Raw genomic sequence first — 14483 nt, forward strand, 5'->3', positions numbered from 1 at the left:
TTTTACAAGTGGACAAATGCTGTCTTATCTATTTTTTCTACTAGACTGTGACCGGGACGCACTGTGTTTGCTTTATTGACCGATAACATCCCAGAAACCTTCCCCATTTTGCTTTTCTTTTTTGAGAAACCATCATGCCCACATTGCGATTTTCTCATTCGTATCCTTTTATGATTGGTTCGCTGCTGCTTCATGCCAGCATTGCGCCTCAGGTTTTTGCCCAAGAGGCGTGTACTGCGCCTGTTTTTGACCCCAGTAATTTTGATCTGCGCTTTTCTTGTGTCAGTTATGAAGGGCAGCATTTTCGTTTTGATCTGAAAAAAGCCCAGTTACCCGGACAAGCCCTGTCTTGGAAATTGGACACTGACAGCGCAGGAAGTCCCACGTGTGACACTAACGCTGGTGGCTGTGTTGTGGTGGGAAAAGATTTACGACTGGCTTTTGGCGGTTTACAACTGGCTAATGCGCCCTACGGGATTATTCTCAATTTTACCCCCAATCCCGACGATCCCAACGGGCTTTATTGGTCTTACAATAAACACTATGCAGAACAAGCCCAAACACCTAGTAACACAGTAACCAGCACAGACATTACCGATCCCAACGCCACCACCCCGATAAGTCGTGAAATTAATTACAAAGTCTATGATGTACGGGTTTCTTATTACGGTTCTTACGCTCAAGCGATGCAGCAAAAAGCGGCGATTGAAGACAACATTTTGCATTTTGCCGATGGAGTCTATGAAGCCAGTAACGGCGCGCAAAAATTAGGACGAGTGACCATTTATACGGATGGCGGTTATGCGGATAATACGGATATTCTCTGGGTGCTAAAATGCCATCCCAACGCCCATGTGGCTGGCCGCGGCAACAAAGGTTCACGAGTCGAACATTGTGACACTTTCCAACAAGACAATGATTTACTGATTAAAACCCGAATCGGCGGTTATACGCTATTGCACGAATGGGGACATTTTTTTTATGGTCTCATGGACGAATATCAGGGATCAGGAACGGCTTGCGATGCTGAAAGTCCCACTTCTCCTTGTGACAGTGATGTGCCGGTGGATAAATCGGCCATGCACCAAACGGATAATGCTGTCAATGTGGAAAACAACAGCTTAGTGGCACCCATTTGGTTAAATTTTTCGACCGCGTTAAACTTTGACCCATCGGGTGGAAAAACCGCCCAAGCCCACGTTTACGGCAAAAGCGGCTGGGATACGCTGTTATCCGATCCCAGTACAGACCGTAAAAATATCGGCCGTGCGTTTTATCCCGAATTGGCCGCGGTGAAACCTGAACCCGGTCGCCTACCCACTGTCGAATTGGGAACGGAAGAAGCCACACAAAAAGCCCGATCTGATTTAAAAATCGAATGGAAACAAGGCGCAACCCAAGCCGAAAGAACCCAATTACGCGCCACCCGCGACGGACATGAAACCCAAGCCAATGATGAGGTTTTTCTTGTGCGTCAATTCGTTATTGACACCTCGGCAGCCATGAGTATCAAAGACTTAGAGGCGATCAAAGCCACTTTACAATCTCTGGTGAGTCGGGCTGAATCAGACGAAGTGATTGGGATTGTGACTTTTAGCGATACGCCAAATGTGTTAGTGCCGCCGACCCGGGTCAGCTCGGCACAACAACGTCAACATCTCATTGATCAGATCAAAACCATTAAACAAGAACCTAAAGCCACCGCATTAGGCAATGCTTTAGATCGGGCGCAAATGGATTTGTTAGCGGGTCAATTTTCTGATGAGGCCAATTGGTTGGTGTATTTATTTGCCAGCGGCAAAAATACCACGGGCTTATCGCCCGAATCCGTCACGCGCTCGTATCGAGATGAAGGCATTTTATTAATGTCTTTCATCACCGAAAAAAATGTGAATTCAGAATTAGACGAATTGAGTCGCGCCACAGGCGGTGGTTATTGGACAATTGAAGACACGAATCGCCTCGCTGAACTGATTGCCGAAGCCGAAGCCGAAGCGTCACCTGAAGTGGTCACTACTGTGGCCATGGGTTACAAAGAAATCACCGGACAAGATGCGTTTAGCTTCTTTTTGGACAACACATTGAGTACGGCTGAAATTACTGTGAGCTATTTTGGCAGCAGTGCTATGGTCACTTCTCAACTTATCGCACCCGATGGCAGCGTCATTGAAATTCCAGAAGACCAATGTGAAGTCGCCGACATAGAAGCGGAAGAAGAAGGACAAGACGCAGACAATTATTACTATTGCTGGTTTGATGTGGCCTTACCGATGGAAGGCGCGTGGCAGTTGCAGGTCAACAGTGACAATCCCGTTGGTGTAGAATACTATGTAGACGGTTTGCCCAAAGACAATAGCAATACTTATTTTGCCATCGTCACCACAAGCGACGACGAAGAATATGTCACTCCCGGATCCACAGTGACGCTCCACGCCAAATTATCGGGTAAATTGCCGATTACCGAATTACCATTAACTGCGGTGATGGAAGGGGAATATGGCGAAAAAACCGTGTCATTCCGTGATGATGGCGTTGCGCCCGACCACAAAGCCAATGATGGCGAATATGTTGCAGTGATTGATGCCATAGAAGCGGGTTATCACTTTATCACCGTCAACTTTGACAACAGTGCCGGTACGGCTAAATACAGCAACCACGGCGTAAGTTATTACAACGCCCCCGGCAATTTCTTCTCCATTCCTAAACGAGAGTTAGAAACGGTAGCGACTCGTTTCCAACGCGCTGCTTATACGCAACTGATTGCTGAGTAATTATTTCCATCTTTGCGCCCCATAAAACATGCACCTGAACGTAGGTGCATGTTTTTTTATGGGAATTTATGACGACAACGTGGACAATAGCAGTTTCGCCTTATCCGCACTTTCTGGCAAACTGGCACCGAACAATAAGCGTCCGGGTTGTTCGCTAATACCGGCTCGTTTTAATTTTTCCAATATGCGTGGTTGCAAATTGCTAATGACCACCCCCATTCGATTGCGGAATAAATTATCTAATAACGATTCTAATGCGACAATACCCGTCATATCAATCATTGGCACATCAGTCATATCAATAATTAACACTTTTACATTAGGATCAATCTGATGTAAAGTTTTAACGGCTTTCTCGGCCGCACCGAAAAACAAAGGGCCATTAATTTCATACACACTGATTTGTTCGGGCAGATTTTTCAAATGCTCATGTTCATGGGTACTGAGCAATTCCGTACCGGTCAATTCAGCCATACGGCGGATAAATAACAACGAAGCCAGAATTAACCCCGCGCCCACCGCCAACACCATATCAAATAATACGGTTAAACTAAAACAGGTTAATAAAACAGCCACATCTCCGCGGGGCGCAGTACGTACCAAACGCATAAAATGCTTGGCTTCGCTCATATTCCACGCCACGATAAACAACAGCGCAGCCAAAGCCGCCATCGGCACATAAGAAAACCATTCCGCCAAACTCACCACCGCCAACAAAATCACCAAAGAATGCACAATCGCCGAAATCGGAGAACGTCCTCCCGCACGAATATTGGCTGCGGTTCTGGCAATGGCTGCTGTGGCAGGAATTCCCCCGAAAAAGGGGGCGACCACGTTACCCAAACCTTGACTGACCAATTCTGTATTAGGATTATGCCGAGTGCCTGCAATCCCATCAGCCACCACCGCACACAATAACGACTCAATCGCCCCCAACATCGCAATGGCAAACGCAGGCCCCAATAAATTACGAATTAACTCAAAAGATAAGCCAATCGGCTGCCCATTGGCATCTGGCAAATTCCACGGCAAAACAAAAAACGGCGGTAAAGGTGGAATACCTGTCCCTTGCTGCCCATTCACATCGTATTCAAAACGAGAACCAATTGTGGCCACATCAAAATCAGTCCATATTGTCCCGAATAATAACGCCGCCAATGTGCCAGCAATTAACGCCACCAAATGACTGGGAATTTTAGTGGTAATTCTCGACCACGTTAATAACACAAATAAGGTTAAGCAACCAATCAAAAAATCTTCAATACGAAAACTCGGCAATGCCGCGATAAGAGACATTAATTTTTCCGTATAATGTCCCTGTAAATTTTCCACGGTCAAACCAAGAAAATCCTTAACCTGAATGGTCGCAATCACCACCCCAATGCCCGCAGTAAATCCCATAATCACGGTATAGGGAATATATTCCATGAGTTTCCCCATTCGCGCCAAGCCCATGATAATGAGCATAATTCCCGCCATTATCGACGCGATAAGCAAACCGCCTAAACCGTATTCATGAACAATCGGTAATAAAATTACCACAAATGCAGCCGTAGGGCCAGAAATATTAACCCGCGATCCACCCGCTAACGCAATAATAATTCCCGCCACAATGGCAGTGTATAAACCATGTTGAGGCGGAACACCAGTGGCAATCGCTAATGCCATTGATAATGGAATGGCAATAATGCCCACAGTAATGCCCGATAAAACATCATTGTGCAGGTGATTTAAACGGTATCCCTGTTGAAAACTTTCCCTTAATGCAGAAGCGAATTGTGGTTTATGTTCTTCTAAGGGGGAATTGTGTGATCTGGTCATAATTTTTAATCAATTGTACCTCTTAATTAAGATAACTTTTCCATCCCCATGCGCTAACAGGGGATGGATGTTTGTCTTGAGAAAAATAAGCGTTTTATGAATCTACGCGCCCTTGGCTTTGCTGGGCTGTAATGTAATCATACAATGCAATGGGATGGCGAAAAAATTTTTCCTCGCCGTGCCATGCCACAAAACCAGTACGCCCTAACATGTCCTTAATCGGTGCTTTCACCCGATTAAATAACACTTCTACGCCCGCTTGTTTCAAACTGGAAACCACAGCGCGTAACATTTCTTCCCCACTGGCATCGACTTCGTTAATTGACACCGCTTCCACCACCAAATAGCGCATTTTCGGGAGTTTAACTAACAATTCTTGCACTTTTTCCTCAAAATAATTCACGCTGGCGAAGTATAAAGAACCTTCAAAGCGTAAAATGCCCACATCATTTTCTTTATTGGCTTCTTTGAGCTGGCCTAAATTTTCCAATTCACCGCTGCTGTCATTGCGTTGTAAAAATACAACTCGTGGCTCCATACGACGATACAAAAACAAGCCCAACGACAAGGCCACACCGGCCAAAATTCCCAAATCCAAATGCGGCGCAAACACCAAAGTCAACACAAAAGTGATAATGGCCACGCTGCCATCATGTTTATTGGCGTGCCACGCATGTTCTACGGCTTTAACGTTAATCAAACTGACGACAGCAATCATAATCACCGCGGCTAAGGTGGCTTGGGGCAAATTGTATAATAGCGGCGTAAACCACCACAACGTCATCACCACCACAATACTGGTAATCACCGCAGAAAAGCCCGTCACCGCCCCCGCACCAATATTAACGGCAGAACGGGAAAAAGAACCCGATGTGGGATAACTTTGAAATAAACTCCCCGCGATATTGGCCAAACCTTGTCCGATTAATTCCTGATTGGCATCAAGACGTTGTCGGGTACGTTCTGCCATCGCTTTGGCAATCGAAATCGCCTCCATAAACCCAATCAGTGAAATCACAATCGCTGCCGAAATCAATTGTAAAATAACACCTAAGTCAAAATGCGGCCATTGAAAACTCGGCAAACCCGACGGCACCGTACCCACCACCGCGCCCCCAGAATGCAATAATAAATTCCCTTGGGCATCCAATTGCTTGACTTTCCATACAGTTAAGGTGGATTCGGAGGGATTCATTTCATTGGTTAAATACACGCTACCCGCTTGATGACGCACTTGTTTATCGGCTAGGGGATAAGTCACTTCACTGTTTGGCTCTGGAACAAAATACAGTGTTTTGGCTTGTAATTGTTTAAAAAGCTGCTTTATATCGTTTTTCATCGCATCGCGCTGTAATTTCAAATTTTCTACAATAAAACGCGCTTGCAACGCCGACAAATCATAAGCACCAAATTGCACAATCATGTCCTTGTATATTTCTTGTGCTTCTGTAATCTCTTGATCCAACGTGACGAGATGTTGACGCAATCGCAATTGTTTTTCAATATTTTGTTTTACAGACTCACTCACAACTTGCTCGTTCGTAATCCAATGTAGTTTTTGATAATCCAATCCCCACGCCAATCCCGTCGTGACCACCACCGCAATAAGCACGTTTGGCCAGCGCGGACGGTAACGTCTTAACCCCATCATAATGGAAAAAGCCAACACCGCCATGAAGAATGTCGGCCAATGCGTGTGATCCAGCGCGGCGGTTATAGTATTCCAAACGGTCTGATAATGGTGATCCATTTTTTCCACTTCGACCCCAAAAATTTTATTGAGCTGCGAAGTGACAATAATAATCGCCGCCGCATTGGTAAAACCCACCACCACCGGATGCGAAAGAAAATTAACCAATATCCCCATGCGCAATAAGCCCAAAGACAATTGGAATAATCCCACGATAAAACTGAGCAAAATCGCGTAGGCAATAAATGTTTCACTGCCCGCCGTGGCCAGCGGTTCTAAAGCCGCCGCGGTCATCAAAGACACCACCGCCACAGGCCCTGTGGCCAATTGCCGCGATGAACCAAATAAAGCCGCCACCATCGGCGGTAAAAATGCCGCATACAAACCGTAGTAAGGCGGCAAACCCGCTAATTGCGCATACGCCATAGACTGCGGAATTAACACTAAAGCCACAGTCAGCCCCGCTAGAAAATCAGCCCGCAGAACTTTTCCCTCTTTTAGTTCTGGTAGCCATTTTAAAAAGGGCAAAAAGCGTTTAATAAGAAGTTCTTTAATGAAAGACACCAAAACATCTCCTTAAAATTTATATTAAGTTATTGGGCTTGGAATGTTGGTGGTGGTTTTGGTGGATGAGGTATGATTGCTGTTGGGCGGGTCATTCTAGCTTATTTTGGCTATATTTAGCCAGTTTTTGCCTGAAATCCTACGGATTCATACCCTAATCACGCTCAATAAATGAGATAAATTATGATATAAATTATTTTTTTGTCTTTTTAAGAGTGGCGGGATAAGAAAAGATGGCAGGTAAAAAAATAATGATTTTCAAGATTAAGTCACAGGATTTACTTTGGCCGGTAAGCGCATAATAAAAGTGCTGCCTTTACCGAATTGGCTTTCTACACTAATATCTCCTCCCATAATTTCACAAAATTGTTTGGTAATAGCCAGCCCTAAACCACTGCCCCCATAACGGCGAGTTGGCGAAGAATCGGCTTGAGTAAAGGCTTGGAATAATTTTTTAATTTGCTCAGAGGTAATGCCAATGCCTTGATCGCTGACTTTAAATAAAATCCAATCCATCGCATCTCGAGTTTCTCGCATTACCACCAGAGTAATGGTACTTTGTTGAGAAAATTTATTGGCATTGCTTAATAAATTCAATAAATTCTGTCTCACTTTGGCTAAATCAGCCGACATAGTCCCCAATGCGCTGTCGCAATCGACTTTTAAAATATTGGATTGTTTTTCTAATAAAGGCGCAGCGGTTGCGGCCACATCTTGAATCATGGGAGCAATATCAAAAGTTTCTAAATATAAATCCATGCGACTGGATTCAATGCGCGACATATCAAACAGATTATTGATCAAATCTAATAAATGATAACTGGCACCGTGAATTTTTTGTAAATCAGGGATAAATTCATCTTGATGCCGTTCTCTGGCATCCTCTTGTAAAATTTCGGTATAGCCAATAATCGCATTCATTGGCGTACGCAATTCATGGCTCATATTAGCCAAAAATTGCGCCTTAGCTTGATTGGCGGCTTGAGACTGCACTTTGGCGCGTTGGGCTTCCAGTTTATATTTCTGAATTTCTACGCGGGCTTTTTGCACTTGTAAGCGGGCTTTTTGCGCTTCGGCTTTGGTGTTTTGCGCTTGCAAACTGACCTTATCCAAATCCGTTTGATAACGCTCCAGCAAACGCCCTTGTTCTAAAATTTGAATTTGGCTATTTTGCAAACGTTTTTGACAATCATTTTTTTCTTGACTGAGTTCACCAATTCGATTACCCAATTGTTGAAAAACGTAATTAATCGGCTGCAATTCCCGAATACTTTTAAGTGTCGGTAATAATTCACCCGGATGTCCCCGAATGGATTCAAAAATAATGGCCAATTTCTTTAACGGGCGTAACAACAAATAATATAAACTAAAAAATAATAAGAATAATAAAACAGAAACCAGTGTAAAACTGATCACATATTGTTTAATGCTAATTTGTTTTAATTCATCGGTGCGCTGATAAGCCACCACAGTCCAAGGGACAGCGTTTAATTTTTGTGAAGAAACGGTATAATCAATATTGTTATTACCAATTTTAATTTCACGAAAAGGCGTACTTTCAGACAAGATTTCTCGCCAAAAACCAAGTTGCTGATTGCCAAATAAACTGGCAGATAAACGATCAGGCACATTTAAAAATGCCAATTGTTGCGGATTGCTTCTACCAATTGCACTAATGACCGTTCCATCTTGGTAATTGGCTAAAAATAATCCACCACTTTTTCCTAATTTTAACCCTTCAATTTCTTCTAAAAATAACTCTAATAAAATGCTCACGCCCACTGAACCTAAAAATTGACGATTATCATATAAACCTTGCGTTAAACTGAATAATTGCATTTTTAAAAATTCATCATCATAATAAATTTCCGTGATTTGTAAATCACGGGTATTTTTACCCTTATGATACCAAAAATTACGCGGATCATTGGCATAACCCGGCTCCAAGCGCGTAATAATCCCCATCGCTGCGGGAAGATTGTAACGGGTACTGTCGCGTAATCCAATATTTTTATGCGCCATAATTAACTGCCCTCGTTGTTTAAAAAAACGACGGGCGTAATTGGGTTCAAAAGCCACAAAACTGCTGTATAAAGAACGAGAAAATTGTAAATTTTCCGTCATCATTTGTTGTAAAAAATTTAGATTTTCATCAGGATTAATTTGCCCACTTTCTAATAAATCAACAAAGGTTTTTAAACGACGAGTGCTTTCTTCTGCTTTTTCAATTTCTTGATTTAATCGCTTGACTTGTTCGGCAACTTTATCTTGAATACCAACATACGCCAACTGATTTTGTAAGCTAATATATTGATTCACAAATAGCGTCAAAAACACCGCCAATACCAGCATAATTAAGCCAGTAAAAGTGAGTGTAATAGTCTTTATGCTCAATGCACTATAATTCATGCACGATGTCCTCAGAAACGTGGCTTGATACCTGCTTATCTATCAATTGATTAAGCCCTTTATTTCAATATCAATAAGCTCACTTTATAAAATCAGTAAGCTCGATTAAAGCGTGATTTTTATCAGAAATAGTTTAATAAAGGCGTGATGATCGCAGTATATCCTAAGAGGTGATGTCGGGTTTTATCGGGAAAACGGAGGCGGCGCGAGATATGGACACCATGCAGCGATTTCTGTGCCATCCGTGAATAAAATCTACATTGTCCATAGTATTGTGCAATGTTGCCTGTTTACACAAGGTTTTGTCAAAATCTCGTCTGCATTGCGCCTGTCAAATGGCGTTTTTATGCGCCCGTCACCCTTTTTCTGCTTCATTTGACGAAAAGATAACACGTCAGAACCGGTGACATGCTGGGTATAGTGTGGCAGTACGGGGAAATTTAGCAAGTACCTATTTGATTTTGTTTAATTTTTAACTGTTTGCTTCCCATTCGGAACATATTTTGCCAGTGTGATTACGTAAGACGTAATGGCTGAGGACATCCTTAAAAAAAACACATTATCAATAACCGAATCGAGAAGTGATCATGTTAGATTTTCTTTCTGTTTTATTTCAGGTTAAAAATCGTCAATGGCTAATATTCTCATTGCTGTTGGCATTGCTCCTGATGCAATGTATTTTTTTGTTATTATTAACGCTACAATTGAGCCACAGTTTAACGACATTAGAACAATATGGCTATGCGTTATTAGGGTCTCAAGTGGGGTGGTTTGCTGTCTTTTTAAATAGTGCCATTTTGGAAAAAGAATTATTAAATGGATTACATGAGTTATCCGCATTCACACCATGGCAAATGTTATTATTGCTTTGGGGAGTGTGTTTATTGGGTGGGATATTGGGGTTTATTTTTTCCCGCAAAAAAATGTCATTACGGCTATTGGCTTTTATTTTATTAAGCGGATTAAGTTTAATACAAAGCATTTTATTTTATGCGTGGCAATGGCCTGTGGTATTATTTTTATTGGCTTTGTGTGGAACGGCAGGGATAGCCTTTATTTATTTTTCTTATTTAAGTGCCTTGCAACAAAAATATTTGGCTCAATTATTTTATCCCCAATTGTCAGAAAATCAGTTAAAACACATTGAACGGCAACAAACTCAAGATCAATGGTTAGCACAGCGTTTAACGGCGACCATTTTATTTGTTCAACTATATGATTTGAAAAAGAATTTTGATACACTTGACCCAACGCTACTCATGGAATTATTAAACGATTATAACATGATTGTGGTCAATATTGTGGCGCGTTATGAAGGGCAGGTGCTGCGATGTGCGGCAAATACGCTTATTGTGGCTTTCGGCGTGCCAATAGCCAGCGATTCTGCCGAACAAATCGCTTGCGATGCGCGTCGCGCTGTGGATTGTGCTTTGGCGATGCGGCGTGATTTGGAAGCGTGGCGACAACAGGCTATCATGCAAGGCATGAGCGCGGCTCGGGTGCGTATGGGAGTTTACACGGGCGCATTGACGACGGGGCTATTATCCGATGGACAAAAATCCCATTACGCCATTTTAGGCGATACAATTAATGTGGCCATGCACATCAGTGATTTTAATCCCCAATTAGACGGACAAAGTGGTTATCGCATTTTCATTGGAGACACCACATTGACGCTATTGGCTAATTATTACGAAACTCAATATGTGGGAACGATGAGTGTTAATAATAAACGAGAAATGAATATTCATCGTGTGACTGGACGAATTTTATTATTTAACTCAATTTAGTTTTATAAATGTGAATTAAAATTTCTTTTTGTTTACCAAAAAAAAATTTATCTAAAAATTAGAATTGAACTGTTAAAGAAATTTCAGTATCATGTCTAATCTAACCCAATCACAGCGGATATTTAACGCAAGGAGAATGAGCAATGCAAGTACGTGTTTTGTTACCTTTGGGGCTTCTTTTGGCCAGTTTTTCTTATGGCTTAAATGCTGCGGTGGCTGCGCCTTCGGTAGAGGCCAGTGATGAGGCCGTGCCAGAGGCGGTGATTAAGTATTATAAAAAGACTTTAATGTCTTTCACCAAAACCTTACAAGGTGAATTGAAAGGCGCAATTGAGTCTGGTGGCCCAACCAATGCGATTTCTGTTTGTCATTCAAGCGCGCCAAAAATTGCTGAAGAAGCCTCGCAAGCGGAAAACATGCACTTATCACGAGTGAGTTTAAAAAATCGTAATCCGAATAATGAGGTGGTGGCCGGTTCTTGGCAAGAGAGCGTATTGCAACAATTTGAGCAACGCAAGGCCGCCGGTGAAGACCCCATGCAAATTGATTATGCAGCGACTCAAGTGATTAATGGTGTAGAAACTTATGCTTATATGAAAGCGATTCCTACGCCTGATTTGTGTTTAACCTGTCATGGTGCGGATGTCAAGCCAGAAGTACAGGCAAAATTAAGCGAGCTGTATCCTGAAGATAAAGCGGTAGGCTATGCGGTGGGTGATTTGCGCGGGGCATTTTTGATTATGCAAGCCAAAGAGGTTGCATTGAAAAAAGTAGAAACAGCGCAATAATTCATTCAGCAAAACAGTCAAATTGATCCTAAGATAAAATAAAAGGACAACGCTGTCAGTGCTGTGTTGTCCTTTTTATTTTAAGCGCAGGTAACACCAAGATATAAAAAGTGAATCCTTATAATATTTGCTTTTTTGCTGTGTTATTTTCTTGATGATTAAGGAGAGAAAAATGCCTGTACAAATGACGTTAAATAAGGGACACGTTCCTGTTAAGATTTACACGCAAGAAATCGAATCACAAGCGATTGATCAACTGGTTAATATTTCAAAATTGCCTTTTGTGCATCACCATATTGCGGCGATGCCGGATGTGCATTTGGGTATTGGTGCTACGGTAGGTTCTGTCATTCCCACTAAGGGGGCGATCATTCCGGCGGCGGTGGGGGTGGATATTGGTTGTGGGATGAATGCGTTGCGTTTATCCTTACACGCCAATGAGTTACCTGATAATTTGCGTCGGGTTCGTTCGGCGATTGAAGCGGCGGTGCCGGTGGGTTTTAATGAACATGATCGCAGTGTCAGTTTAAATTCGACGTTAAAACCGTTGGACAAAGGTTTAGAGCCGATTTTGAATAAACACCCTGGTATTGCTTCCATGCAGAAAAATTTTGCCCACACTTGGGCAAAACAATTAGGTACATTAGGCGGCGGCAATCATTTTATTGAACTTTGTTTAGACGAAGCCCAAGCGGTGTGGATTATGTTGCATTCAGGAAGTCGTGGCATTGGTAATGTGATAGGGCGTTATTTTATTGAATTGGCAAAAAAAGATATGGAAAAACATTTTGTTCAATTACCTGATAAAGATTTGTCTTATTTTAAAGAAGGAACAACTTATTTTGATGATTATGTGAATGCAGTACATTGGGCGCAAGATTATGCACTTATTAATCGTCGGGAAATGATGCGTTTAATTTTAGCCGCATTAAAAACGGTATTTCCTCCTTTTGAAATCACTAAAGAAGCGATTAATTGTCATCATAATTATGTGGCTAAAGAAACCCATTATGGTGAATCAGTTTATTTAACCCGTAAAGGCGCAATTAGTGCCAGAGAAGGCGAATTAGGGATTATTCCGGGGAGTATGGGGGCGAAGTCGTATATTGTGAAAGGTAAGGGGAATCCTGAGTCGTTTTGTTCCTGTTCTCATGGTGCGGGTCGGCGCATGAGCCGCAGTGAAGCGAAAAAACGTTTTAACACACAAGATGTGCAAACCCAAACCAGCGGCGTGGAATGTCGTAAAGATGAAGGCATTATTGATGAAATTCCCGGTGCTTATAAAGACATTGATCAAGTGATGCAATTACAAACAGATTTGGTAGAAGTAGTGCATACGCTTAAACAAATTGTGTGTGTAAAAGGTTAAAGGCGGTTACAACCAGTGGGATATGTCTCAGCTAGGTAAAGAAATTTTTATTGCGCATTTTGAGATTGGATAAATTGACGCTTCAATTCCAATCCAATTTTCTATTGAAATAAAACCCATTCCCATCCACAAAATAAGTTTTTCTTATGCACAACGAAATCACCATTAAACGACGCATAAGCCGTCAAATTCGAGTAGGCAATGTCTTGGTGGGCGGAGATGCCCCAATCACGGTACAAAGTATGACAAATACAGACACTTGTGATGTTGCCGCTACTGTAAAACAAATTCAAGCCCTACAGCAAGCCGGTGCGGATTTGGTTCGCGTTTCCGTGCCGACGGCGGAAGCCGCTGAGGCGTTTGGCGCGATTAAAAAGCAAGTCACCATTCCCCTAATCGCCGATATTCATTTTGACCACAAAATCGCCCTGCGCGTGGCAGAATTGGGCGTGGATTGCCTGCGTATCAATCCCGGCAATATTGGGCGCGAGGATCGGGTGCGGGCGGTGGTTGAAAGTGCGCGGGATAAAGGTATTCCCATTCGTATTGGGGTGAATGCGGGATCATTAGAAAAAGATTTACAAAAGAAATACGGAGAACCCACGTCAGATGCTTTGGTTGAATCGGCATTGCGTCATGTTGAGATTTTAGATCGCTTAAATTTTCCTGATTTTAAATTAAGTTTAAAAGCCTCCGATGTGTTTATGACCATTCAAGCCTACCGCAAAATTGCCCATCAAATTGAACAACCACTGCATTTAGGCATTACTGAAGCGGGCAGTTTTCGTTCAGGAACGGTAAAATCAGCCATCGGATTAGGGCTGTTATTAATGGAAGGCATTGGCGATACTTTACGGGTTTCTTTAGCGGCTGATCCCGTAGAAGAAATTAAAGTGGGTTTTGATATTTTAAAAAGCCTGAATTTACGCCAAAAAGGTATTAATTTAATTGCCTGTCCGTCTTGTTCTCGGCAAAATTTTGATGTGATTAAAACGGTCAATGAATTAGAACAGCGATTAGAAGATATTTTAACGCCTTTAACCGTCGCTGTGATTGGTTGTGTGGTGAATGGGCCGGGGGAAGCGCATCAAGCCGATGTCGGCTTAACCGGCGGCGATCCCAATCATTTGTTGTATTTAAACGGAAAACCCGCTAAAAAACTCAAAAGCGAAGAATTAGTCGATGAATTAGAACGTCGCATTCGGCAACAAGTGGCACAATTTGATGGGGATTCAAAAGTAATTCCTATTAAGCCTATTTAATTCTTTTTTTAACGATTTT

8 protein-coding genes are annotated in these 14483 nt (G+C 42.4%); 5 read left to right on the plus strand and 3 right to left on the minus strand.

The features are described from left to right. The first annotated feature begins 134 nt into the window (after positions 1-134). Positions 135-2771, plus strand: a complete 2637-nt coding sequence (locus TPSD3_RS02085; RefSeq protein WP_086486934.1) for a vWA domain-containing protein — start codon at positions 135-137, stop codon at positions 2769-2771. A 66-nt stretch (positions 2772-2837) separates the two neighbouring features. Here the strand turns inward: TPSD3_RS02085 and dauA are convergent, their stop codons facing one another. The 3 genes from dauA to TPSD3_RS02100 form a co-directional block, all read right to left on the minus strand. Next, positions 2838-4592, minus strand: a complete 1755-nt coding sequence (dauA, locus tag TPSD3_RS02090; protein WP_086486935.1) for a C4-dicarboxylic acid transporter DauA — start codon at positions 4590-4592, stop codon at positions 2838-2840. A 94-nt stretch (positions 4593-4686) separates the two neighbouring features. Then, positions 4687-6846, minus strand: a complete 2160-nt coding sequence (locus tag TPSD3_RS02095) for a SulP family inorganic anion transporter (protein ID WP_176329693.1) — start codon at positions 6844-6846, stop codon at positions 4687-4689. Positions 6847-7110: 264 nt separating this feature from the next. Continuing rightward, complete coding sequence (locus TPSD3_RS02100; RefSeq protein ID WP_086486937.1) at positions 7111-9255, minus strand: sensor histidine kinase; 2145 nt, start codon at positions 9253-9255, stop codon at positions 7111-7113. A gap of 668 nt (positions 9256-9923) precedes the next feature. Here TPSD3_RS02100 and TPSD3_RS02105 point away from each other — a divergent pair. The 4 genes from TPSD3_RS02105 (at position 9924) to ispG (ending at position 14464) form a co-directional block, all read left to right on the plus strand. Further along, complete coding sequence (locus TPSD3_RS02105; RefSeq protein ID WP_176329694.1) at positions 9924-11045, plus strand: adenylate/guanylate cyclase domain-containing protein; 1122 nt, start codon at positions 9924-9926, stop codon at positions 11043-11045. A 143-nt stretch (positions 11046-11188) separates the two neighbouring features. Next, positions 11189-11833, plus strand: coding sequence for a Tll0287-like domain-containing protein (locus TPSD3_RS02110; protein WP_086486939.1), 645 nt, complete (start codon positions 11189-11191; stop codon positions 11831-11833). Positions 11834-12005: 172 nt separating this feature from the next. Further along, entirely contained in the window at positions 12006-13202 is a 1197-nt protein-coding gene (locus TPSD3_RS02115) for an RtcB family protein (RefSeq protein ID WP_086486940.1), read from the plus strand. A gap of 146 nt (positions 13203-13348) precedes the next feature. Further along, positions 13349-14464 carry a flavodoxin-dependent (E)-4-hydroxy-3-methylbut-2-enyl-diphosphate synthase gene (gene ispG / locus TPSD3_RS02120; protein ID WP_086486941.1) on the plus strand — a complete coding sequence of 372 codons (1116 nt, stop codon included), beginning with the start codon at positions 13349-13351 and terminating at the stop codon, positions 14462-14464. Positions 14465-14483 lie beyond the last annotated feature (19 nt).

It is taken from the genome of Thioflexithrix psekupsensis (assembly GCF_002149925.1).
Taxonomy (GTDB): domain Bacteria; phylum Pseudomonadota; class Gammaproteobacteria; order Beggiatoales; family Beggiatoaceae; genus Thioflexithrix; species Thioflexithrix psekupsensis.